Source organism: Pseudomonas taiwanensis DSM 21245, from assembly GCF_000425785.1.
GTDB lineage: Bacteria > Pseudomonadota > Gammaproteobacteria > Pseudomonadales > Pseudomonadaceae > Aquipseudomonas > Aquipseudomonas taiwanensis.
In genome coordinates, this window is sequence record NZ_AUEC01000013.1 from 74,004 (window position 1) to 96,307 (window position 22,304).

At 62.1% G+C, this 22,304-nt stretch carries 21 protein-coding genes; 11 read left to right on the forward strand and 10 right to left on the reverse strand.

The genetic code is table 11. From position 1 onward, the window contains the following. Window positions 1–88: 88 nt before the first annotated feature. The 3 genes from H620_RS0105075 (at window position 89) to H620_RS0105085 (ending at window position 3,882) form a co-directional block, all read left to right on the forward strand. Window positions 89–1,378, forward strand: coding sequence for a M18 family aminopeptidase (locus H620_RS0105075; RefSeq protein ID WP_023379229.1), 1,290 nt, complete (start codon window positions 89–91; stop codon window positions 1,376–1,378). Window positions 1,379–1,516: 138 nt separating this feature from the next. Further along, window positions 1,517–1,684: a hypothetical protein gene (locus H620_RS27150; protein WP_023379228.1), complete on the forward strand. Its 168-nt coding sequence runs from the start codon at window positions 1,517–1,519 to the stop codon at window positions 1,682–1,684. 44 nt (window positions 1,685–1,728) lie between these two features. Further along, on the forward strand, window positions 1,729–3,882 hold the full coding sequence (locus H620_RS0105085) for a mechanosensitive ion channel family protein (protein ID WP_023379227.1): 2,154 nt from the start codon (window positions 1,729–1,731) through the stop codon (window positions 3,880–3,882). A 37-nt stretch (window positions 3,883–3,919) separates the two neighbouring features. Here H620_RS0105085 and phnR read toward each other — a convergent pair whose 3' ends face one another. Next, a complete protein-coding gene (phnR, locus tag H620_RS0105090) occupies window positions 3,920–4,633 on the reverse strand; it encodes a phosphonate utilization transcriptional regulator PhnR (protein ID WP_023379226.1) in 714 nt (237 codons plus the stop codon). Between the two features lie 328 nt (window positions 4,634–4,961). Here phnR and H620_RS0105095 point away from each other — a divergent pair, with 328 nt between their 5' ends. The 6 genes from H620_RS0105095 to H620_RS0105120 all read left to right on the forward strand — a co-directional run bounded on the left by H620_RS0105095 (window position 4,962) and on the right by H620_RS0105120 (window position 10,253). Next, window positions 4,962–6,020, forward strand: a complete 1,059-nt coding sequence (locus tag H620_RS0105095; RefSeq protein WP_027906884.1) for an ABC transporter substrate-binding protein — start codon at window positions 4,962–4,964, stop codon at window positions 6,018–6,020. A gap of 149 nt (window positions 6,021–6,169) precedes the next feature. After that, window positions 6,170–6,976 carry an alkaline phosphatase family protein gene (locus H620_RS0105100; protein WP_023379224.1) on the forward strand — a complete coding sequence of 269 codons (807 nt, stop codon included), beginning with the start codon at window positions 6,170–6,172 and terminating at the stop codon, window positions 6,974–6,976. Beyond that, complete coding sequence (locus tag H620_RS0105105) at window positions 6,973–7,812, forward strand: ABC transporter permease (protein ID WP_023379223.1); 840 nt, start codon at window positions 6,973–6,975, stop codon at window positions 7,810–7,812. The genes H620_RS0105100 and H620_RS0105105 overlap by 4 nt, the downstream gene beginning before the upstream one ends. After that, window positions 7,802–8,596: an ABC transporter permease gene (locus tag H620_RS0105110; RefSeq protein ID WP_023379222.1), complete on the forward strand. Its 795-nt coding sequence runs from the start codon at window positions 7,802–7,804 to the stop codon at window positions 8,594–8,596. The genes H620_RS0105105 and H620_RS0105110 overlap by 11 nt, the downstream gene beginning before the upstream one ends. Window position 8,597: 1 nt before the next feature. After that, window positions 8,598–9,587, forward strand: a complete 990-nt coding sequence (locus H620_RS0105115) for an ABC transporter ATP-binding protein (protein WP_023379220.1) — start codon at window positions 8,598–8,600, stop codon at window positions 9,585–9,587. Window positions 9,588–9,599: 12 nt separating this feature from the next. After that, window positions 9,600–10,253 (forward strand): HAD family hydrolase, encoded by a 654-nt coding sequence (locus tag H620_RS0105120; RefSeq protein WP_023379219.1) that lies wholly within the window; start codon window positions 9,600–9,602, stop codon window positions 10,251–10,253. A gap of 105 nt (window positions 10,254–10,358) precedes the next feature. Here the strand turns inward: H620_RS0105120 and H620_RS0105125 are convergent, their stop codons facing one another. Next, window positions 10,359–11,321, reverse strand: coding sequence for an NAD(P)H-quinone oxidoreductase (locus H620_RS0105125; RefSeq protein ID WP_023379218.1), 963 nt, complete (start codon window positions 11,319–11,321; stop codon window positions 10,359–10,361). Between the two features lie 143 nt (window positions 11,322–11,464). Here H620_RS0105125 and H620_RS0105130 point away from each other — a divergent pair, with 143 nt between their 5' ends. Then, window positions 11,465–13,546, forward strand: coding sequence for a carboxy terminal-processing peptidase (locus H620_RS0105130; RefSeq protein ID WP_023379217.1), 2,082 nt, complete (start codon window positions 11,465–11,467; stop codon window positions 13,544–13,546). An 84-nt stretch (window positions 13,547–13,630) separates the two neighbouring features. Here H620_RS0105130 and H620_RS0105135 read toward each other — a convergent pair whose 3' ends face one another. The 3 genes from H620_RS0105135 to H620_RS0105145 are packed head-to-tail and all read right to left on the reverse strand — an operon-like array spanning window position 13,631 to window position 17,502. Beyond that, a complete protein-coding gene (locus H620_RS0105135) occupies window positions 13,631–14,446 on the reverse strand; it encodes a hypothetical protein (protein ID WP_238546534.1) in 816 nt (271 codons plus the stop codon). A gap of 15 nt (window positions 14,447–14,461) precedes the next feature. Then, on the reverse strand, window positions 14,462–15,985 hold the full coding sequence (locus tag H620_RS0105140; protein ID WP_027906886.1) for a hypothetical protein: 1,524 nt from the start codon (window positions 15,983–15,985) through the stop codon (window positions 14,462–14,464). 14 nt (window positions 15,986–15,999) lie between these two features. Next, window positions 16,000–17,502 (reverse strand): OmpA family protein, encoded by a 1,503-nt coding sequence (locus H620_RS0105145; RefSeq protein WP_238546533.1) that lies wholly within the window; start codon window positions 17,500–17,502, stop codon window positions 16,000–16,002. Window positions 17,503–17,771: 269 nt separating this feature from the next. Here H620_RS0105145 and H620_RS0105150 point away from each other — a divergent pair, with 269 nt between their 5' ends. Further along, window positions 17,772–18,728, forward strand: coding sequence for an EAL domain-containing protein (locus tag H620_RS0105150; protein WP_027906888.1), 957 nt, complete (start codon window positions 17,772–17,774; stop codon window positions 18,726–18,728). Here H620_RS0105150 and H620_RS0105155 read toward each other — a convergent pair. From H620_RS0105155 to pcaQ, 5 genes are all read right to left on the reverse strand, one after another. Continuing rightward, window positions 18,710–19,078, reverse strand: coding sequence for a hypothetical protein (locus H620_RS0105155; protein WP_023379212.1), 369 nt, complete (start codon window positions 19,076–19,078; stop codon window positions 18,710–18,712). The genes H620_RS0105150 and H620_RS0105155 overlap by 19 nt on opposite strands. Then, complete coding sequence (locus H620_RS0105160) at window positions 19,075–19,413, reverse strand: helix-turn-helix domain-containing protein (protein ID WP_023379211.1); 339 nt, start codon at window positions 19,411–19,413, stop codon at window positions 19,075–19,077. Before H620_RS0105160 ends, H620_RS0105155 begins: the two co-directional genes overlap by 4 nt. Before the next feature lie 100 nt (window positions 19,414–19,513). Next, a complete protein-coding gene (locus tag H620_RS0105165) occupies window positions 19,514–19,954 on the reverse strand; it encodes a YkvA family protein (protein WP_023379210.1) in 441 nt (146 codons plus the stop codon). A 273-nt stretch (window positions 19,955–20,227) separates the two neighbouring features. Then, a complete protein-coding gene (gene bamJ / locus H620_RS0105170; RefSeq protein WP_023379209.1) occupies window positions 20,228–20,974 on the reverse strand; it encodes a BamJ family beta-barrel-assembly machinery protein in 747 nt (248 codons plus the stop codon). 344 nt (window positions 20,975–21,318) lie between these two features. Continuing rightward, complete coding sequence (gene pcaQ, locus H620_RS0105175; protein WP_027906889.1) at window positions 21,319–22,251, reverse strand: pca operon transcription factor PcaQ; 933 nt, start codon at window positions 22,249–22,251, stop codon at window positions 21,319–21,321. Window positions 22,252–22,304 lie beyond the last annotated feature (53 nt).

The window sequence follows — 22,304 nt, forward strand, 5'->3', positions numbered from 1 at the left end:
CAACTTGTGTGGGCTTGCCCGCGAAGAGGCCGGCACATTTTCCCGACCAACTGCGCTAAACTCGCGCCACTGCTGTCTGGAGTGAGTTATGCGCGATTCCCTGAATGCCGGCCTGATCGAATTCCTCAAGGCCTCCCCGACGCCCTTCCACGCCACCGCCAGCCTGGCCCAGCGCCTCGAGGCGGCCGGCTACCAGCGCTTGGACGAACGCGACAGCTGGGCCACCGTGCCTGGTGGGCGCTACTACGTAACCCGCAACGACTCATCGATCATCGCCGTCAAGCTGGGCAAGCAATCGCCCCTGCTGGGCGGTATCCGCATGGTCGGCGCCCATACCGACAGCCCTTGCCTGCGGGTCAAGCCGCAGCCCGAGCTGCAGCGCCAGGGCTTCCTGCAACTGGGCGTCGAAGTGTACGGCGGCGCCCTGCTGGCCCCGTGGTTCGACCGCGACCTGTCGCTGGCTGGGCGGGTCACCTTCCGCCGCGACGGCAAGGTCGAAAGCCAACTGATCGACTTCAAGTTGCCGATCGCGATCATCCCCAACCTGGCGATCCACCTGAACCGCACCGCCAACGAGGGCTGGGCGATCAACCCGCAGAACGAACTGCCGCCGATCCTGGCTCAGGTGGCGGGCGACGAGCGTATCGACTTCCGCGCCGTACTCACCGAGCAGCTGGCCCGCGAGCACGACCTCAATGCCGACGTGGTGCTGGATTACGAACTGAGCTTCTACGACACCCAGGACGCCGCACTGGTCGGCCTGAACGGCGACTTCATCGCCGGCGCCCGCCTGGACAACCTGCTGTCGTGCTACGCCGGCCTGCAGGCCCTGCTGGCCGCCGACAGCGACGAAACCTGCGTACTGGTGTGCAACGACCACGAGGAAGTTGGCTCGTGCTCGGCCTGCGGCGCTGACGGCCCGATGCTGGAGCAGACCCTGCAGCGCCTGCTGCCCGACGGTGACGACTATGTGCGCACCCTCCAGCGCTCGCTGATGGTCTCGGCCGACAATGCCCATGGCGTACACCCCAACTATGCCGACAAGCACGATGGCAACCATGGCCCGAAACTCAATGCCGGCCCTGTGATCAAGGTCAACAACAACCAGCGCTACGCCACCAACAGCGAAACCGCCGGCTTCTTCCGCCACCTGTGCATGGCCGAGGAAGTACCGGTACAAAGTTTCGTGGTACGCAGCGACATGGGTTGTGGTTCGACCATCGGCCCCATCACCGCCAGCCATCTGGGTGTACGCACGGTCGACATCGGCCTGCCGACCTTCGCCATGCACTCGATCCGCGAGCTGTGCGGCAGCCATGACCTGGCGCACCTGGTGAAGGTACTGACGGCGTTCTACCGCAGCCGCGAATTGCCCTGAGCCAGACACATCGCCGGCAAGCACGATCCCACAGGACGAGGCTTGTCGGCGATCAGCCCGGACCTGCTCAAGATCAAGCCCCAACCCGCTTGAACCGCTATGCTTAAGACATGCCCCAAAGCACAAGGATTGCTGTCCATGTCCCCCTTCCTGTCCCTGTTCGTCCCTGTCTTCCTGTTCCTGATGCTGCTGACCATCGGCTTCAGCCTGCGCGAGCGCAACATCGGTGTACTGATGATGTGGATCGGCACCCTTGGCATCTTCGGCCTCACCTGCTGGAAGATCCTGGAGCAACTGCCGTCATAAACCTCTACACTCGGTCAATCGTTTGACCTGAGGTAGATTTACCGGTGCCTGCCCTCCTGCGTTGCCTGACCTTCCTGCTGTTTCTGTTCATCACCCCGGTCCAGGCCGCTGGGCTTCCCGGCCTGCTGGGTTCGAGCGCGAGCGCGCAACCCGAAGCCAGCGAACCTTTGGCCAAGTCGCTGGACGAGGTCATCAAGAACCTGGAGAACGACCAGCAGCGGGCCAAACTGCTGGCCGACCTGAAAAAACTGCGCGATGCCACGAAACAGTCGCAACCCACCGTGGAACAAGGCGTGCTGGGGCTGATTGGCGGTGCGCTGCACGATCTGGAAAAGCAGTTCAGCGGCGATGCCAGCCCGTTCAATCGCTGGTCCCAGGAGATCGACCAGGCCCAGGCCGAGCTGACGGCACTGATGGTGCCGGTGCACCAGTGGCCCGCCATCCTGTTTGGCTTTGCCGCCGTCATCGCGGTGTGGAGCCTGCTGGCCTATGCCTTCAACTGGATTGGCCACCGCGTGCGCGTGCGCTTTGGCCTGACCGAGGAACTGCCCCACCACCCGCGCACCTGGGACCTGGTGCGTTTTGCCTTGCGCAAACTCGGACCTTGGCTGGTCGCGTTGATCTTCACCGTCTACCTGAGCTTTGCCCTGCCCCCCTCGCTGGGCAAGTCGATGGCCATGGTCCTGGCCTACGCACTGGTGGTAGGCACCTGTTTCTCGGCCATCTGCGTCATCGCCTTTTCGCTGCTCGACGGCCCGCACCGCCACCGCGCGCTGCACATCCTGCGTCACCAGGCCTTCCGCCCGCTGTGGCTGATCGGCAGTTTCGCCGCGTTCGGCGAGGCGATGAGCGACCCTCGCCTGACCGCCGCCCTGGGCAGCCACCTGGCCCACGCCCTGGCGACCTTGGCCAACGTGATCGCGGCATTGTGCACCGGGCTGTTCATCCTGCGCTTCCGACGCCCGATCGCCCACCTGATCCGTAACCAACCGCTGTCCCGGCGCCTGACCCGGCGCACCCTCAGCGATACCATCGAGATCCTCGGCAGCTTCTGGTTCATCCCGGCGCTGATCCTGGTGGCCATTTCGCTGTTCGCCACCTTCGTCTCGGCCGGCGACACCAGCACTGCCTTGCGCCAGTCGCTGATGTGCACCGTACTGGTGGTGGTATGCATGGTGCTCAACGGCCTGGTGCGCCGCCACGCGGCCAACCCGAAACGCGCCAACAAACGCCAGGCCGTCTACACCGAGCGACTGCGCAATTTCGGCTATGCCCTGGTGCATCTGTTCATCTGGCTGCTGTTCATCGAGCTGGGCCTTCGGGTGTGGGGCCTGTCGATGATCGGGTTCGCCGAGGGCGAGGGCCACGAGGTCAGCCTGCGCTTGCTGGGCCTGGCCGGTACGCTGATTGCCGCCTGGCTGGTCTGGATCCTGGCCGATACCGCCGTGCACCACGCGCTGGTACGCTCGCGCCGGGGCATGGCCAACGCCCGTGCACAAACCATGATGCCACTGATCCGCAACGTGATGTTCGTGGCCATTTTCATCATCGCGGTGATCGTGGCCCTGGCCAACATGGGCATGAACGTCACCCCGCTGCTGGCCGGTGCCGGTGTGATTGGCCTGGCCATCGGTTTTGGCGCCCAATCGCTGGTGGCCGACCTGATCACCGGGTTGTTCATCATCATCGAGGACTCGCTGGCCATCGATGACTACGTGGACGTCGGCGGGCACCTGGGCACCGTGGAAGGCCTGACCATCCGCACCGTGCGCCTACGGGACATCGACGGCATCGTGCACACCATTCCCTTCAGTGAGATCAAGAGCATCAAGAACTACTCGCGGGAGTTCGGCTATGCGATTTTCCGTGTGGCCATTCCCCACAGCATGAACATCGACCAGGCCATCAGCTTGATCCGCGAGGTAGGCCAGAAGCTGCGCAACGACCCGCTGATGCGCCGTAACATCTGGTCGCCGCTGGAGTTGCAGGGTGTCGAGAGCTTCGAGTCTGGCTCGGCGATTCTACGGGCGCGGTTCAAGACCGCGCCGATCAAGCAGTGGGAAGTGTCGCGGGCATTCAACCTGGCGTTGAAACGGCAACTGGACGAGGCGGGGCTGGACCTGGCGACGCCGCGGCTATCGGTACAGGTGGTGACGGCAGGCGGGGGTGGCGTCAGCGAGGCCAGCGCTTCCAGTTAGGGCCTGTTCGCGGGTAAACCCGCGAAAGGGCCACCGCCTACCCCGCCTGCGCCCGAATGCGAATCGCATCGTGGCGCCAATACTCCAGGTCACAGTCGATCAGGTGCCCATGCTGGTCACTGTTGACCCGGGTGATGTGCAGCCCCGGGCTGCCCGCGGACACTTTCAGCGCGCTGGCCGCATCCACTGGCAAGGCCGTTGGCAAGATCTCGAAGCAGACCTGCCCATAGCGGATCCCGTATACCCGCCCGTAGATTTCAGTGAGCGACTGGGCCAGGTCCTGCTCGAGGATATCGGGGAAGTACTTGGGGTTGAGGTAATGCTCGGCATACAGCACCGCACGCCCATCGATGCGCCGCAAACGGCAGATGCGCACCACACTGGACAACGCTGGCAAGCGCAAGCGGGCGCAGATGGCGGCCGATGCGGGCTGCAAGCGTGCCGACAACAACTCGGTTCGCGGCTCTCTGCCCTGCTCCCGCACCATGGCGTGGAAGTGGCTGCGTTCGATCAGGTCGTAGGTCAGTCGTTCCGGGGCGACGAACCAGCCGCGCCGCTCTTCCCGGTAGATCAGCCCCTGGGCTTCGAGCTGCACCAAGGCCTCGCGCAGGGTGATGCGGGTGGTGGCAAACACCTCGCTGAGCTTGCGTTCCGCCGGCAGCTTGCCACCCGGCGCCAGCAGGCCGTGCTCGATCTGCTCCTGCAGGGCGTGACAGATGGCTGTTACCGCACGCGGTGGCGTCGACTGCATCAAATGGTTACCTATCTGGACTAGTCCAGCCCCATAACAGGGCATCTGGAGAATAGTGCAAGCCTAGGCAGGGCTGATGAACATCCTGTGACAAAGGCTTTGACAGCGCGTTGCCAGATCCGGGCCAAGCCAGCAAATTCAGGGCCGCCATCTGGTCTACGCTGTAGTTCCAGGAAGCCACGCCAGCCCAAACCGGCCTTCCCCAACATCAAACTGTCACGCAAGCAGCCTACCTTGGCTCAAGGTTTGCTGACCTAGACCAACGGTCCTCAAGCACAGGTTTCACTCATAACAACGATCGCTTAAGCACTCACCCAAGGAGCTTCGGATGAAAAAGTTCTTCATGGCGTCACTGCTCGGTTCGGCCATCGCGTTTTGCACCTCGGCCATGGCCGCGGACCTCAAGGCCCTGGAAGAGGCCGCCCGCAAGGAAGGCACCGTCAACAGCGTGGGCATGCCCGATGCCTGGGCCAACTGGAAAGGCACCTGGGAAGACCTGGCCAGCAAGTACGGTCTCAAGCACAGCGACACCGACATGAGCTCGGCCCAGGAAATCGCCAAGTTCGAAGCCGAAAAGGACAACGCCAGCGCCGACATTGGTGACGTCGGGGCCGCCTTCGGCCCCATCGCCGCCACCAAGGGCGTAACCCAACCCTACAAACCAAGCACCTGGGACCAGGTACCGGAGTGGGCCAAGGACAAGGACGGCCACTGGGCCCTGGCCTATACCGGCACCATCGCGTTCATCATCAACAAGGACCTGGTGAAGGAAGGCGAACGCCCAACCTCCTGGCATGACCTGGAAAAAGGCAAGTACAAGGTCGCCATCGGCGATGTCGGTACCGCGGCCCAAGCGGCCAACGGCGTGCTGGCTGCGGCGATTGCCTACAAAGGCGACGAGAGCAATCTGGCCCCAGGCCTGCAACTGTTCACCAAGCTGGCCCAGCAGAAACGCCTGTCGCTGGCCAACCCGACCATCCAGACCCTGGAGAAGGGCGAGGTGGAAGTGGGCGTGGTATGGGACTTCAATGGTCTGAGCTACCGCGAGCAGATCGACCCCAAGCGTTTCGAAGTGCTGATCCCGTCCGATGGCTCGGTGATTTCCGGCTACACCACGATCATCAACAAGTACGCCAAGCACCCCAACGCCGCCAAGCTGGCGCGTGAATACATCTTCAGCGATGCCGGGCAGATCAACCTGGCCAAGGGCCATGCACGGCCGATCCGTGCCGAGCACCTGAAGCTGCCGGAAGATGTGCAGGCCAAGTTGCTGCCGAACGAGCAGTACAAGGCGGCCCAGCCAATCAAGAACGCCGAGGCCTGGGAGGCGACTTCGAAGAAACTGCCGCAGATGTGGCAGGAACAAGTGATCATCGAGATGGAGTGAGGCACTCGCTGTCTGGGGCCGCTATGCGGCCCGTCGCGACGCACGGCCGCGCCCACAGGTCGTTGCGTCGCCCCAGCGGACGACGGGAAGCCTGTGGGAGCGGCGATCGGAGGGCATGGTCCTCCCCGGTCCCTTGCCTGGAGTGTTGAATGAACCACAACGTCATACTGGTCTTGCTCGACGGCCTCAACCATCAGGTGGCCTACCATGCCATGGGTCACCTGCATGCCTACGTCGAAGCCGACCGCGCCGCGCTGTACCGCGTGGAATGCGAGTTGCCCTCGCTGTCGCGGCCGTTGTACGAGTGCATCCTCACCGGTGTTCCGCCCATCGAGAGCGGCATCGTGCACAACAATGTCAACCGGCTGTCCAACCAGCGCAGTGTGTTCCACTATGCCCGCGAGGCGGGACTGGGCACGGCGGCGGCGGCCTACCACTGGATAAGCGAGCTGTACAACCGTTCGCCGTTCGACCCGCTGCGCGACCGCCACACCCATGCGCCGAAGCTGCCGATCCAGCACGGCCTGTTCTACTGGGCCGACCATTACCCTGACTCGCACCTGCTGGCCGACGCCGAGTACCTGCGCCGCCGCCATGCGCCCAACTTCCTGCTGGTGCACCCGATGAACATCGACGACGCCGGCCACCGCCATGGCCTGGACAGCAGCCAGTACCGTAACGCTGCCCGCTCGGCCGATATCCTGCTCGCCGACTACTTGCCACGCTGGCTCGAAGAGGGCTACCAGGTCGTGGTCACCGCCGACCACGGCATGAACAACGACCGCTCGCACAATGGCCTGCTGGCCGAGGAACGCGAAGTGCCGCTGTTCGTCTTCGGCGAAGCCTTCAGCCTCGACCCGGCGGCCAAGCCGCTGCAGACCGAGCTGTGCGGAACCCTCTGCGAACTGTTGGGTGCCCCCCACGACAAACCCGTGTGCCGGGAGCTTCTCAAGTGAATGCCAGCCATCGCGGTCGTTACCTGGCCCTGCTCTGCCTACTGCCGTTCGCCGTGTTCTTCATCGTGTTCCAGATCGCCCCGCTGGGCTGGGTCGCCCTCAACAGCGTGCAATCGGAAGCCGGCTGGGGGCTGGAGAATTTCAGCAAAGTGTTCGCGTCGAAGTTCTACCTGCAAGCATTGCAGCGCAGCCTGGAAATCAGCTTCTGGTCGAGCCTGTTCGGCATCGTTGTCGCTACACTCGGTGCCTACTCGCTGCGCCAGGTGGACTCGCGCCTGCGCGACTTCGTCAGCGCGTTCGCCAACATGACCAGCAACTTCGCCGGGGTACCCCTGGCCTTCGCCTTCATCATCCTGCTCGGCTTCAACGGTGCGCTGACACTGCTGCTCAAGCAGGTCGGGTTGCTCGAGGACTTCAGCATCTATTCCAAGAGCGGCCTGATCCTGGTGTACACCTACTTCCAGATCCCGCTGGGCGTATTGCTGCTCTACCCCGCCTTCGACGCCCTGCGCGAGGACTGGCGCGAATCGGCCGCGTTGCTCGGCGCCAGCCCCTGGCAGTACTGGCGACACATCGGCCTGCCAGTGCTGACCCCGGCACTGCTGGGCACCTTCGTCATTCTGCTGGCCAACGCCCTGGGCGCCTACGCCACGGTCTATGCCCTGACCACCGGCAACTTCAACGTGCTGCCGATCCGCATCGCGGCGCTGGTGGCCGGTGACATCACCCTCGACCCGAACCTGGCCAGTGCCCTGGCGATGGTGCTGGTGGGGCTGATGACCCTTGTGACCGTGGTCCATCAATGGCTGCTGAAAAGGAGCTACCATGCGCGCTGAATCTGCCCGCGGCAGCCTCTACCACCGCGTCGTGGTGTACCTGCTGTTTCTCATCCTGCTGCTGCCGCTGGCCGGCACCCTGCTCTACTCGCTGGCCACCAGCTGGTCGGCCAGCCTGCTGCCCAGTGGCCTGACCTTGAAGTGGTACGTGGCGCTGTGGAGCGAACCGCGTTTCCTGGCCGCCTTCGGCCAGTCGCTGCTGGTGTGCATCGGTGCGCTGGTGCTGTCGGTGGTGCTGATCCTGCCGCTGCTGTTCGTGGTGCATTACCACTTCCCCAAGCTCGACGCGCTGATGAACATCCTCATCCTGCTGCCGTTCGCGGTGCCGCCGGTGGTGTCTTCGGTGGGGCTGCTGCAGCTGTATGGCAGCGGGCCGATGGCGATGGTCGGCACGCCGTGGATCCTGATCGGTTGCTACTTCACCATCGCCCTGCCCTTCATGTACCGGGCCATCACCAACAACCTGCAGGCCATCAACCTGCGCGACCTGATGGACGCCGCGCAACTGCTGGGTGCCAGTACCTGGCAGGCGGCGTTCCTGGTAGTACTGCCGAACCTGCGCAAAGGCCTGATGGTGGCGCTGCTGCTGTCGTTTTCGTTCCTGTTCGGCGAATTCGTGTTCGCCAACCTGCTGGTGGGCACGCGCTACGAGACCTTGCAGGTATACCTGAACAACATGCGCAACAGCAGCGGCCATTTCAACAGCGCGCTGGTGATCTCGTACTTCGCCTTCGTGCTGGTACTGACTTGGGTCGCCAACCGACTGAACAAGGACAAAACCTGACATGAGCTTCGTCAGCGTACAGAAACTGCACAAAAGCTACGCCGGCAGCCCGGTGTTCCACGACATCGACTGCCAGATCGAACGTGGCGAGTTCGTCACCCTGCTCGGTCCGTCCGGATGCGGTAAGTCCACCCTGCTGCGCTGCATTGCCGGGCTGACCCCGGTGGACAGCGGCAAGATCCTGCTCGATGGCCAGGACCTGGTGCCCTTGAGCCCGCAGAAGCGCGGGATCGGCATGGTGTTCCAGAGCTATGCGTTGTTCCCCAACATGACCGTGGAGCAGAATGTCGCCTTCGGCCTGCGTATCCAGAAGGTCCGCGCCGAAGAAAGCCAGGCTCGGGTGCGCGAAGCCCTGGAGCTGGTGGAGCTGGGCAGTTTCGCCGGGCGCTACCCGCACCAGCTTTCCGGTGGTCAGTGCCAGCGTGTGGCCCTGGCCCGCTCGCTGGTGACCCGGCCGCGCCTGTTGCTGCTGGACGAACCGCTGTCGGCGCTCGATGCGCGCATCCGCAAGCACCTGCGCGAGCAGATCCGCGCCATCCAGCGTGAACTGGGGCTGACGACGATTTTCGTCACTCACGACCAGGAGGAAGCGTTGACGATGTCTGACCGCATCTTCCTGATGAACCAGGGGCGCATCGTCCAGAGCGGCGATGCCGAGACCCTCTACACCGCGCCGGTGGACCTGTTCGCCGCCGGCTTCATTGGCAATTACAACCTGCTGGACGCCGACAGCGCCAGCCGCCTGCTGCAGCGCCCGGTGAACAGCCGCCTGGCGATCCGTCCGGAGTCCATCACCCTGGGCACAGATGGCGATCTGGACGGCGAGGTACGCAGCCACAGCCTGCTCGGCAATGTGATCCGCTACCGGGTCCAGGTACGCGATGTGGAGCTGGTGGTGGACGTGCTCAATCGTTCGTCGGCGGATCTGCATGCCGACGGCCAGCGTGTTTCGCTGTCGATCGACCCCACGGCGCTGCGCGAAGTGGCCTAGGAGATTACCGCTATGGCATTGGCAATTTTCGATCTGGACGAAACCCTCATCCACGGCGACTGTGCGTCGCTATGGAGCGAGCAGATGGCCCGCCTCGGCTGGGTCGACGGCACGTCGTTCCTCAAGCGCGACCATGAACTGATGGAGGCTTACGGCAAAGGCCACCTGGCGATGGAGGACTACATGGCCTTCAGCCTGGAGCCGATTGCCGGACGCACCCTGGAAGAGGTCGAGCACCTGGTCGAGCCTTGGGTCGAGGACGTGATTGAGCCGATCATCTTCGGCGATGCGTGCCGCTGCATTGCCGAGCACCGCAAGCGTGGCGACCGTATTCTCATCATCTCCGCCTCGGGCACCCATCTGGTCGGGCCGATTGCGGCGCGGCTGGGGGTAGACGAATACCTGGCGATCGAACTGGAGGCGGTGAACGGGGTGTATACCGGCAAGACCCATGGGGTGCTGACCTACCGCGAGGGCAAGATCACGCGGCTGCTGGAGTGGCTGGACCAGGAGCAGGAGAATCTTGAAGGAGCGACGTTCTATTCAGACTCGCGCAACGATTTGCCGCTGCTGCTGAAGGTGGACTACCCGCACGTGGTGAACCCGGACTCGGTATTGCGGGAGCATGCCCAGACCAATGGCTGGCCGGTACTGAGCTGGGCCTGAAGCGCCAGGTGAGCTGTACCAGCTTCCTCGCGGTGGAACCCGCTCCCACAGGGACCGCAGTTTATCCTGTGGGAGCGGGCTTACCCGCGAAAGGGCAGAGCCTGCTTAGGCCAGGCTTGGGTCGATCACCATGACCAGCTTGCCCGATACCTGGTTGCTCTCAAGCTCGGCATAGGCCGCCTGGGCAAACTCCACGGGGTAGGTGTCGACCAGTTGCGGCGACAACCGTTTTTCGGCAAACAGCGGCCACACCTGCTGTTGCAGCTCACGCAGCAGCTCGGCCTTGAAGCCATCGTCCCGGTTACGCAGCGTGGAACCGGTGATCTGCAGACGCTTGCCCAGCACCAATGCCAGGTCGAACTCGACCTTGCGCCCGCCCATCAGGCCAATGATCACCCATCGACCATCGCGGGCCAGCAGCTTCTGGTTCAACTCCCCATAGCTGGCGCCCACCGGGTCGAGGATCACATCGAACGGCCCGAAGCCTTCCAGGTCTTCCAGGTTCGCGTTGCGCACGACGCCACCTGCAGCGCCCAGCGCCTGGCAATAGGCCAGGCGGTCCTGGGAGCCAACGCTGACCCAGACAGGGTTGCCGAACGCCTTGCCCAACTGGATTGCCGCCGAACCCACACCACTGGCCCCGGCGTGCACCAGCACCTTCTCACCGGCCTTGGCCGCACCGAGCTGGAAGATGTTCAGCCAGGCCGTGGCGTACACCTCGGGTAGGGCCGCCGCCTCATGCAGGCTCAGGCCCTCGGGTACCGGCAGCACATGGCGGGCATCGACCACCACTTCCTCGGCCATCGCACCACTGGCCAACAGCGCGCAGACCCGGTCACCGATGCGCCAGTCGGCGCCGGCACCCACTTCCTCGATCACACCCGAGCACTCCAGGCCCATGTAGGGGCTGGCGCCTGGCGGTGGCGGGTAAAGACCTTTCATTTGCAGCAAATCGGCTCGATTCAGCCCCGCAGCGGCCACGCGAATACGTACCTGACCGGCGTCACAGGTCGGGCGCTGCGCCTCGACCCAGGCCACATGTCCGTCAACGCCTTGCAATGCCTTCACAGTGCCTCCATAGTTGAATCATATGACTGAGCCTGGGCAAGCATTTCCCAGGCTTTTTGCAGTATGCGTCCGGCTCTGATGGAACCGGCGAACGGAAAAGACGGCCTACTATGCGTGATCAATTGCCTCCACGTCGAATCAGCATGAAGCATTTCCTTCCAAGCACCGCCCTGGCCCTGATGATTGGCCTGGGTAGCCTTACGCTCGGCGGCAATGCGGCGGCCGCCAACAAGTGGGACAGCCTGCAGCCGGACCGCGACGAAATCGTCGCCAGCCTCAACGTGGTGGAGCTGCTCAAGCGGCACCATTACAGCAAACCGCCACTGGACGATGCCCGCTCGGTCATCATCTATGACAGCTACATCAAGCTGCTGGACCCTGCGCGCAGCTACTTCACCGCGGCCGATATTGCCGAATTCGACAAATGGAAAACGCAATTCGACGATTTCCTCAAGAGCGGCAACCTCGACCCAGGCTTCACCATCTACAAGCGTTACCTGGACCGCGTGAAACAGCGTCTGGACTTCGCCCTGGCCGAACTGGCCAAAGGTGTCGACAAGATGGACTTCACTGCCAACGAATCCTTGCTGGTCGATCGCAAGGATGCACCGTGGCTGAAGAACCAGGCCGAGCTCGATGACCTGTGGCGCAAGCGCGTGAAAGACGAAGTGCTGCGCCAGAAAATCGCCGGCAAGGATCCCAAGCAGATCCAGGAAACCTTGACCAAGCGTTACAAGAACCAGTTGGCGCGTCTGGATCAGACCCGTGCCGAAGATATCTTCCAGGCCTACATCAATACGTTCGCCCAGTCCTACGACCCGCATACCAACTACCTGTCGCCGGACAACGCGGAGAACTTCGACATCAACATGAGCCTGTCGCTCGAAGGCATCGGTGCGGTGCTGCAAAGCGACAACGACCAGGTCAAGATCGTGCGCTTGGTACCGGCTGGCCCCGCGGCCAAGACCAAGCAGGTGGCCCCGGCCGACAAGATCATCGGCGTAGCACAGGGCAACAAGGAAATGGTCGACGTGGTCGGCTGGCGCCTGGACGAAGTGGTCAAGCTGATCCGTGGCCCGAAAGGCTCGGTGGTGCGCCTGGAGATCATCCCGGCCAGCAACGCGCCTAACGACCAGACCAGCAAGATCGTTTCGATCACCCGCGAGGCGGTCAAGCTCGAGGAGCAGGCGGCGAAGAAGTCGGTGCTCAAGCTCAAGCAGGACGGTCGTGAGTACAAACTGGGCATCATCGAGATCCCAGCGTTCTACCTGGACTTCAAGGCCTACCGCGCAGGCGACCCCGAGTACAAGAGCACCACGCGCGACGTGAAGAAACTGCTCACCGAACTGCAGAAAGAGAAAGTCGACGGCGTGGTCATCGACCTGCGCAACAACGGCGGTGGCTCGTTGCAGGAAGCCACCGAGCTGACCAGCCTGTTCATCGAGAAAGGCCCGACCGTGCTGGTGCGTAACAGTGACGGCCGCGTCGATGTGCTCGAGGACGAGAACCCAGGTGCCTTCTACAAAGGCCCGCTGGCGCTGCTGGTCAACCGGCTGTCGGCCTCGGCCTCGGAGATTTTCGCCGGCGCCATGCAGGACTACCACCGTGCGCTGATCATCGGCGGCCAGACCTTCGGCAAAGGCACCGTACAGACCATCCAGCCGCTCAACCATGGCGAGCTCAAGCTGACCCTGGCCAAGTTCTACCGGGTTTCCGGGCAGAGCACCCAGCACCAGGGCGTGCTGCCGGACATCGACTACCCGTCGATCATCGACACCAAGGAAATCGGCGAGAGCGCCCTGCCCGAGGCTATGCCGTGGGACACCATCCGTCCGGTGGTCAGGCCTGCTGCCGACCCGTTCAAGCCGTTCCTGTCCCAGCTCAAGGCGCAGCATGAAGCACGCAGCGCCAAGGATGCGGAGTTCACCTATATCCGTGACCGCCTGGCGCTGACCCAGAAGCTGATGAACGAGAAAACCGTCAGCCTCAACGAGCAGACACGCCGTGCCCGCCACGACGAGATCGAGGGCAAGCAACTGGCGCTGGAGAACATCCGCCGCAAGGCCAAGGGTGAGGAACCGCTCAAGGAGCTGAAGAAAGAGGATGAAGACGCCCTGCCGGCCGAGGAGGAGAACACCAAGCCGGAAGATGACGCCTACCTGTCCGAAACCGGTCGCATCCTGCTCGACTACCTGAGCCTGAGCTCGGCGGTGGCCAAGCACTGAGTGATGCCTACTACCCCATGGCCGCAATGAAAAAGGGGGCCGAACATCTTCATGTTCGGCCCCCTTTTTCATTGCTCAACCCGACTACTGCAAATCCACATTCAGGCTGGGTGTGCCGAATGCCGCCAGGGAGGCATTTGAACCTTCGAAATAACCGCTCCAGAAACGCTGTAACTGCTCCATGGTCTTGCCTGAACGGTAACTGTGCTTGACGCCTTTGGTCACCAGTCCAGCACCCGCGACATAGACCCTTGCGCCTTGCAAGTCGGCGAACAGGTGCCGCTCGGCAACCCGCTTCAACTCAGCAGACGGGTCAAGATCGCGGATCCGGCTGTTGGCGTAGAAACTGCCGAAGTCACTGTTTTCCAGCATGTCTGACAGCAGCAGGATCACACGCTCCTCGGACGGCCGGGTCGCCAGGTCATGACCGATTTCACGCAGCGAGTGGAAAATCTCGCTGCGGGGGATATCTTCGGTCGCCTCACGCAAGGTCTGCACGAACACCTGACCAAATTTCTTTTGCATGAATGTCTGTTGCTGTGCAACACACTTGTCGAACGTACGCAGGGACTGCATGCCAACTTCGTCACGTACCTTTCCCGCCAGAGGCTTGTTCAGCTCACCGGCAAAACGCAGCTGCATGTATTGCCCTGGCACGAAAGCCGAGAAACTGTAGAGTCGCAACTTGTCACCTGGGCCGACAAACCGATTGATCTGCGCCCAAGCCGCCTTCTGGATGCCTTCAGGCATTGGAATGGTCTGATCGATGATCACTGTCAGCTCACGACCGGATCCCTTCTGGCGAAACGAGTCGATCTTTGCGTAGCCGTAGCAATCAGGAACATCGTTGCGCTCAATTGCCTGCGCAATGGCAGGCAAGCAAAGCAGCAAGGCGCACAAGGTCTTGAAGTTCATTTACACGCCTTCGAAATCTTTCAGTAGTTTCTGTTCGGCGCGCAACGCGAGCACAGCGGCCACATCGTAGCCTTTACTCTGGCATACCATACGCAACTGTTCTTCGGTGTAGGCCGTCAGGTCCTTACTGCGCAGCGCATCGAGGGAAGTCCCTGCAGCTTCCGGCTGAGGCGCATGTTCAGCCGCCACCGAAGGTGCAGCTACAGCGACGACCGGAGCCTCACTGGCCACCGCCCGATGGGTGATGTTGTCCTCCTGCATACGCCGCACGTAGGCATTGAAATCGCGGTGTTGCGCACCGTTGATGGCAACAGCGACATCCGGGTCGGTAGTAGGTCGGCGCGACAGTTTCATCTGCAGCTTGCGCAACTTGTGATCGGCATGGGCGCTGATCTTGATGCGCTGGTTCTCCATCCAACGTTCCAGTTCCGCGGCGTTGTTGAAGGAATGGGAATACTCCCAGGCCTTCTTCGACTCGACGCCGGCAAAACCGAAGATCGAAGCGAGCCACACACTGACTGCCTGGATGGCGACATAGATCACCGAAAGCACCACGAAGGTGATCAGCGAGGCACTGCGGATCGCGTCCATCTTGTCTGTCAAAGTGCTGTCGCTTGCCTGCTGGTTGAGGCTGGCCGACTCATCGGGTAGCTCGAACGGGCTGGCGTTGCTCTCGAAACTCTGTTGAGCGAAAACATCGGGGTTGCCGACCATTTCGGTCTCAATGCTCTTGAGCTGATAGGCACGAATGCCGAACGCCGCACAGGCCATGATCACGACCACCAAAGCACAGCCAATTATCCAGCCACGCTTGGGAGTGACTGTATGGTTAGTGTTAAGGCGAGCAAGAATGCGATTGTAGTCCTTCGCATTTAGGTCGCTGTATGTGTCCTTGATACGTATGCCAGGCAGCTGCTTGAGGGCTTGACTGCCCCGATCAGGATCGCTTTCCCACCAGTGCCGGGCCTTGTTCACCAGACTATTGTGGTGAATGGCTCGGCCAGCAGCCTCGGCGAACCCAGCAGAGATGATCGACAGCAGGAAGGCGGCCATCCAGCCCAGGTAAGTCTGGTCATTGCTGGACAAGTTCTGGTTAATGAACGGCACTAGCACGTAGGCAAAACCCACGGCCTCGAACAGAATCAACAGGAAAATCAGCACCAACACCCATAGTGGACGCTCACGACGATCGCTTTCGCCTATAGCGTCCAAATACGCCTCGCACTTGTTGTAGTACTCGGCGTTCTTGTCGCCAACCTCCTGGTAGTAGTCGTAGTAGTCATTGCACAGCGTAGTTTCACTGAGCAGCCACTTGCGGTTGTCGGCCGTAGTGCTGGCCCGGGCCAGGCGCGCGACAGTGCCAATAAACGGCAGGCCGTGCCAGACACGCATTGCGAAGTAAGCAACCTGTTCCCAGTAGACCTTGATCAGGATGACGGTCAGCAATGCCGACAACACGCCGGCGCTGATCAGCTTGTTGGCCCACGCCAGGGCCATCAAGGCGTTGAAACTCATTTCTTGCATGTGGGTTCCTTGTCTCAGGTGCGAACCGGTACGAACCGGGCGGTATAGGTTTCACCATTGCGCAACGGATAGAACAACGCGCCGTCGGTGGCTTGCGCACTCCCCTTGCTGAACACGACGTCCATGCAAGAGACCGGTGCTTGCGGGTCTTTGAGGAATACCCTGTACAACACCCGGTCCTCGCCTTCATAAGTGTTGGCCACTGCATCGGCCTTGATCAGCGCCTTGCGATTGCCCTGGTTGTAGTCCGTAACCACCTGAATGAACGGCTGCCGATCTACGGCTGCGTCGACGCGTAGGATCGATACAGGAGAGATGGTGACCAGATGGCCGTTGACCGTCTGGGCCCAAACACGGTTGTTGTAACCAGGCAGGTAATCGGTAGTCGGGTGAGTGTCGAGCGATTGACCGCTGGCAAAATTGAACACCTTGCCACTTTCCCGCGGCTGGTCGGCCTCGCAGCTGCTGACCGGAATGCTGCTGGCATAGGCAGGGGAAATAATCGCGAAACCACCTGATTTCGGGGTGATGGTCTGTCCAAGCGTCCACTGGGTATCAGAGACGGCCTGACCTCCAAAATCGACCACAACGCCTTTATGTGGCGCAATCTTGGACGTGGCGGGTGCAGCGCTGGCAACGCTGGCAGACTTGCCCGCATCCTCTGTGCGGGGCTTCACGGCGGCAGCCCGCTTGGCAGTGGGTGGCGCGACATGGGCCTTGGCTACCGTGGCAGTGCCATGGGCAAGATACTTGGGGTTGTTCTGCTCGGCATTGATGCGTTTAACCAAGGTCGCAGTGTCGTTGACTTCGACGAACTCGACGCGGCGGTTCTTACCACGCTGCAGCGGGTCACTATTATCCGCCACCGGTCGGGAGGCACCGGCGCCCTGGAAATACATGCGCTGGGGTGCAATCCCCTGTTCGGCGAGGATGCTCGCTACTGCCCGGGCCCGTCGCTCGGATAGCTGTTGATTGAAGCTGGCACTGCCGCTGGCGTCGGTATGGCCAACTACCAGAATCGCGGTTTCTCGTTGCCCGGTGAAAGCGCTCGCCAGCTTACGCACCTGCCGTTCACCGTCGGCACTCAGTTGCGCACTACCCACCGCGAACATGCCCTGGTCCTGCACTTGGGCGACGAAGCCGGCCTCCTGTGGAGCCGCCTTGGGGTTACTCGCTGGCGTGTTGAGGGGTTCCACTTCAAGCGTGAGCTGTTCTTCCTCCGCCAGCTTGCGTAGACGATCGATACGGTCCTTGTAGGCCAGTGCGGCGCCGCAGCCGGCAGCGGCACCTACCAGTGCCCCACCAATAATCGCGCCATCCCCCTTGTTGGTCAGGGCGCCAGCAGCCGCACCTGCCAGGGCACCGACCGTACCGCCGACCAGGCAGTTGACCGTCCGGCTTTGGCGATGGGAGAACTCTTCGATGCTGGCACAGCCGCTCATCCCTAAAACAACGGACACAGCCAGGACGGTAGCTCGCAGGTGCGGCGGACGAGGGGAAAAGGATGAAAGCGACAAACCAGTCTCCTGAGTGATTCACGAGCTCGGGCCGACTGGCAGGCAAGTAGCCTGGTCACGTTCGTCCCTGAACGAAAAATGAAGTAACACATGAATATTCGGAGGATTGGATCACAGTAATCAATGGCATTTCAATATCACCCAATCAGATCAGCGCTCTGCATTGATAGCAGATTGACGCACCCTGTCATCAAACGGACATCGTCCTGTCGTGAAATGACAGAGTCTGGCGCGTCAACGCCTGACCTTAATCTTTTCAGGAACTTTTCATGACCGTCGCCGAACAGCTCAGTGCCTTGAGCGCCATCTTGGCTCATCGCAGTATTCACAGCCTGTTCCAGCCGATCATCAGCCCCAACGATGGACGCATTTTCGGTCACGAGGCCTTGAGCCGTGGCCCGTCCAACAGCCCGCTGCATTCGCCCCTTAACCTGTTCACCATCGCCCGCCAGGCAGGCCGCCTGACCGAGTTGGAAGCCACCTGCCGGGAAAGCGCCTGCCGCCGCTTCAGCGAGCAGAACCTTGAAGGCAAGTTGTTCCTGAACATCTCGCCGGAGTCACTGCTTGAACCGCACTACCCGTCCGGCCGTACCCTCAAGCTGCTGGAACAGCTGGGGCTGTCGCCCAGCCGGGTCGTGATCGAGTTGACCGAGCAAACGCCCACCGATGACTTCCAGCTGCTGTTCAATGCACTGCACCATTACCGCGACATGGGCTTTTCCATTGCCCTGGACGACCTCGGGGCCGGTTATTCGAGCCTGCGGTTGTGGTCGGAACTGCGCCCGGACTACGTCAAGATCGACCGCCATTTCATCGACGGTATCCACTGCGACCCGCTAAAGCGCGAATTCGTCGGTTCGATTCTGCAAATCGCCCGCGCCTCGAAGGCGCAGGTGATCGCCGAGGGTATAGAACTGGCCGAAGAGCTGGCGGTGTTGATGGAGATGGGGGTGGACCTGGTGCAGGGGTATCTGTTGGGGAGACCGCTGGAGTTTGGGATGAAGGACAACCTGCCGGTGCCCTTGCACACGCGCCCGAGCGAACGCCCCAGCGTGAGCCTGAATGCGACGGTTGGGCAGATGCTCGATGCGTTCCGCCGCCATGCCCACCTTGAAACACTGGCGGTGCTCGATGGGGATGGCAAACCCTGCGGCCAGATTCATCGCAGTGTGATGTCGGTACCGACGATAGCGCCAGTACCGATACCTCACGCCTCTTCGGGGTAAGCGTACTCGAACACCCGAACCACCTCCGAGGCATGCCAGGAGGCTGCCTCCATCCCATCTACCGGTCCGGAAAACCGCCCCAGGCGCTCGACGCATTCGAAGAACCCGGTACGCGGCAGTCGGCTGGCGCCCTGGCTGATCACCAGCGAGCTGCGCAGCGGCTGCTCGGCGCGAGCATCCAGCACGGCCAGGTACTCGAGCGCGGCGGTCAGTGTCTGCATGGCCGGGCTGGGCAATTGCAGGCGCTCGATCAGGGCGCGGTAGGTGAGCAAGTGGCGCTGTCGTCGGGCCAGGTCAAGCTCGCTCAGCAGGTGATCCCAATTCTGGCGGCTGATCCTGACCTGACTCATGATGGCTCGCTCCAGCCGGCCACCCCCAGATGCCAGGCCAGAGCGCGGCGAATCGCAGCGTCTGGCTGGCGCTCTCCCGACTCGATCATGGCCAGATACGCCGGACTGACGCCGACATTACGGGCCAACTGCTCAGGTGCCAGGCCCTTGGCCTGGCGCAACTGGGCAACCTCACTGAAATCCGGCAGCCTGGCGCTCGGTTTGTCGTCCTCGCTGGCTGCGACGCTGGCGACCGCTGGCGCCTGCCCGGCGGCCTTGAGCAGCGCCTGATACTGCTCCCATGGAACGACTGCGTACTCGGGCTGACCGTCCCGGCTGATAACCTGAATACCCATTACAACCCCCTCACGTAGGATTACGGCATGTAATCCGTAGGCATAATCCTTATGCCAATTATATTACCAAGCTTGGGAGTCTGTGCAGATCAGGTTGATTTCAGTGCTTATTCCGTTCTAGGCGCAGCGCTTGCGGGGTATCTGGCAAGCGTTCGAGCACCCTCAGGCGCTCGGGTGACTGGCTGTCACGCCAGGCCTTGAAGCGTGCCAGCTCATCGGCCACGGTCTTGAGCACCCAGCCCAGCACGGCGATGTCGTCGAGAAAACCCACGCCCAGCAGCCAGTCCGGAATGGCATCGATAGGGCTGACGAAGTACAGCAGCCCCGCCACCACCGTGACCAAAGCCCTGGGACTGATAGCGCGATACTCGCCGCGCCACCAGGCCAGGCACAGCGACTGCAAGAGTTTGACGTCCTCACGCAATTGCCCCAGGCGCGGCCCCTTCCGGGCCACGGCGAACAGCAGCGCAGGTAACCGGCCACGGCTGAGCAGGCGCTCGGCCAGGGGCAGGAAACGGGCGAAATTCCAAGGTGCGCTCATGGAGCCTCCAACAGCGAATGGGTTATCCACATTTATTGTGGATAACCTTGTGAACAGGGCGAAGTTTCCGACGTCAGGTGCCCATGAGGCAAGGGCGGCACTCAGATCGGGCGTTTTTTACACAGTCGTTTCAGATCCGCAAACGATTTGCGTCAGACGCATCCCACTTCGTTCCCTCGCCTTTGCTCGGACCGTTCACCCGGCACGAGGTTCGCCCCCACTCAAACGAAAACGCCCCGTCAGGACGGGGCGTTGTTCGTAGCGCGAAGGCTCTTACTTGGCAGGCTCTTCAGCCGGAGCTTCCGGAGCCTCGCCTTGCGGCTGGTTCTGGTCCTTGATGCCGAGCAGTTCGAGGTCGAACACCAGCACCGAGTTGGCCGGGATCAGCGGGCTCGGGCTCTGTGCGCCGTAAGCCAGCTCAGCCGGGATGAACAGCTTGTACTTCTCGCCGACGTGCATCAGCTGCAAGCCTTCGACCCAACCTGGGATCACGCCGCTGACCGGCAGATCGATGGGGCTGCCACGCTCGACGGAGCTGTCGAACACCTTGCCGTCGATCAGCTTGCCTTCGTAGTGGACAGTAACCACATCGGTCGGCTTGGGCTGCGGGCCATCGGCTTTCTTGACCACTTCGTACTGCAGGCCGGAAGCGGTGGTGATTACGCCTGGCTTCTTGCCGTTCTCTTCGAGGAATTTCTTGCCAGCGGAGGCAGCTTCTTCACTGGCCTTGGCCAGGCGCTCTTCGGCGCGCTTCTGCAGCGCGGTGAAGGCTTCTACCAGCTCTTCGTCCTTGATGCGCTGCTCTTTCTTGCCGACGGCGTCTTCGATGCCGAGGGCAACGGCTTTCGAATCAAGGTCTTCCATGCCTTCCTGAGCCAGGCTCTTGCCCATGTTCAGGCCGATACCGTAGGAGGCTTTTTGTGCCGGAGTCTTCAGCTCGGGCGTGCTGGCCTGCTGGTCGCAGCCAGCCAGTACCAGGCCTACCAGGGCAACCGCAGCCGCCAGACGATGCTGTTTCATGCTATTTCCTTGTTCATGCGCCATGAGGGCAATCAGGGTAAAGCCGCGAGCTTAGCAGGCGGCCATGACCAATGGCTACCGGCATAAGAGCGGGTTTGGCCTTGGAAGTTCAGTGATTAAAAACATCTTCATCATGGGGGTGCGGTAAATGGCCAGTATTGACCCGTTGCACCGGTTCTGCCGGATTTTTATGGCGATATGTTTCCAGGGTTTCCGAGAGTGCTCGTCATCGGATCTGTAAGAGGGTTTGGTGCATCCGGATAACCGTAGGAGCGAGCGTTGCTCGCGATGCGCCGCCCCGGCGGCGCTCGATCTCAATGACGCTCAATACCTCCCGGCAAGCCTCAGGGATACTCACACTCCCGATACTGCCCCGCCACCTCTCGCAACACCTCGCATACCCACTGCCCCGGCAGGCTCTGCGGCAAGGCGGCATTACGGCAGATGCCCACCGAGCCGCCCGGCTCGCGCACGCCCAGGTCGAGTTCGACCAGTTCGCCACGGCGCAGGTCAAGCAATACCGCATCGCGCGGTGCCACCCAGACCGCATCGCTACCCAGCAGATAACGCCGACTCAGCGCCAGCGACAGGGCTTCCAGGCGCTGGGCCGGCATCTGGATGCCGCATTGCACGAACAGGCTGTCGGCGTGCTGGCGGATGGTCGTGCCTGCCGGCGGCAACACCAAGGGATAAAGCCCGACCTGCGAGCGCTCCAGCGGGGCTGTAGCCAATAGCGGATGGCCGGGCCGCACCACCAGGCTCATCGACTCGCTGTACAGATGCTCGAACGACAAGCCCTGGATCTGCGGGCTGTCGGTCATGCGCCCGACCACCAGTTCCAGCTCGCCCAGGTGCAATTGCCCCAGCAATTGCGCGCTGACCCCGGTAACCACGCTGATCACCAGCGCCTCGTGCCGCTGATGCAACCGGCACAGCACTTCGGGCATCAACAGCCCTTCGACCGTGGACAAGACGCCGATGCGCACCTGCGAAGGTGCCCGCGCCTCACCGCGAAGGCTGCTAACCCCATCGCGCAACGCCTGCACGCTGGGGCCTGCGTAACGCATGAAGCGTGCGCCGGCCGGTGTCAGTTCGACGCCCTGGCGGCTACGTTCGAACAACCGCGTTTCAAGCAGGTCTTCGAGCTCCTTGAGGGTTTTGGAGATCGCCGGCTGACTGATGGCCAGAATGTCGGCAGCCCTGGCCAGGCTGCCTTGACGGGCAATCTCCAGGAAACACAGCAGGTGGCGGTACTTGATGCGGGTATCGAGGTTCATGCGGCAAGCTTACCGCATTGACGAACGTAGATAACCCGCGAACGCCCCAGCGC

What these genes read in the sequence shown, in the direction of transcription:
- H620_RS0105075 (WP_023379229.1), top strand. Translation starts at nt 89, where the DNA reads ATGCGCGATTCCCTGAATGCCGGCCTGATCGAATTCCTCAAGGCCTCC.
- H620_RS27150 (WP_023379228.1), top strand. Translation starts at nt 1,517, where the DNA reads ATGTCCCCCTTCCTGTCCCTGTTCGTCCCTGTCTTCCTGTTCCTGATG.
- phnR (WP_023379226.1), bottom strand. Translation starts at nt 4,633, where the DNA reads ATGCAGTCGACGCCACCGCGTGCGGTAACAGCCATCTGTCACGCCCTG.
- H620_RS0105095 (WP_027906884.1), top strand. Translation starts at nt 4,962, where the DNA reads ATGAAAAAGTTCTTCATGGCGTCACTGCTCGGTTCGGCCATCGCGTTT.
- H620_RS0105100 (WP_023379224.1), top strand. Translation starts at nt 6,170, where the DNA reads ATGAACCACAACGTCATACTGGTCTTGCTCGACGGCCTCAACCATCAG.
- H620_RS0105110 (WP_023379222.1), top strand. Translation starts at nt 7,802, where the DNA reads ATGCGCGCTGAATCTGCCCGCGGCAGCCTCTACCACCGCGTCGTGGTG.
- H620_RS0105115 (WP_023379220.1), top strand. Translation starts at nt 8,598, where the DNA reads ATGAGCTTCGTCAGCGTACAGAAACTGCACAAAAGCTACGCCGGCAGC.
- H620_RS0105120 (WP_023379219.1), top strand. Translation starts at nt 9,600, where the DNA reads ATGGCATTGGCAATTTTCGATCTGGACGAAACCCTCATCCACGGCGAC.
- H620_RS0105130 (WP_023379217.1), top strand. Translation starts at nt 11,465, where the DNA reads ATGAAGCATTTCCTTCCAAGCACCGCCCTGGCCCTGATGATTGGCCTG.
- H620_RS0105140 (WP_027906886.1), bottom strand. Translation starts at nt 15,985, where the DNA reads ATGCAAGAAATGAGTTTCAACGCCTTGATGGCCCTGGCGTGGGCCAAC.
- H620_RS0105150 (WP_027906888.1), top strand. Translation starts at nt 17,772, where the DNA reads ATGACCGTCGCCGAACAGCTCAGTGCCTTGAGCGCCATCTTGGCTCAT.
- H620_RS0105155 (WP_023379212.1), bottom strand. Translation starts at nt 19,078, where the DNA reads ATGAGTCAGGTCAGGATCAGCCGCCAGAATTGGGATCACCTGCTGAGC.
- H620_RS0105160 (WP_023379211.1), bottom strand. Translation starts at nt 19,413, where the DNA reads ATGGGTATTCAGGTTATCAGCCGGGACGGTCAGCCCGAGTACGCAGTC.
- H620_RS0105165 (WP_023379210.1), bottom strand. Translation starts at nt 19,954, where the DNA reads ATGAGCGCACCTTGGAATTTCGCCCGTTTCCTGCCCCTGGCCGAGCGC.
- bamJ (WP_023379209.1), bottom strand. Translation starts at nt 20,974, where the DNA reads ATGAAACAGCATCGTCTGGCGGCTGCGGTTGCCCTGGTAGGCCTGGTA.
- pcaQ (WP_027906889.1), bottom strand. Translation starts at nt 22,251, where the DNA reads ATGAACCTCGATACCCGCATCAAGTACCGCCACCTGCTGTGTTTCCTG.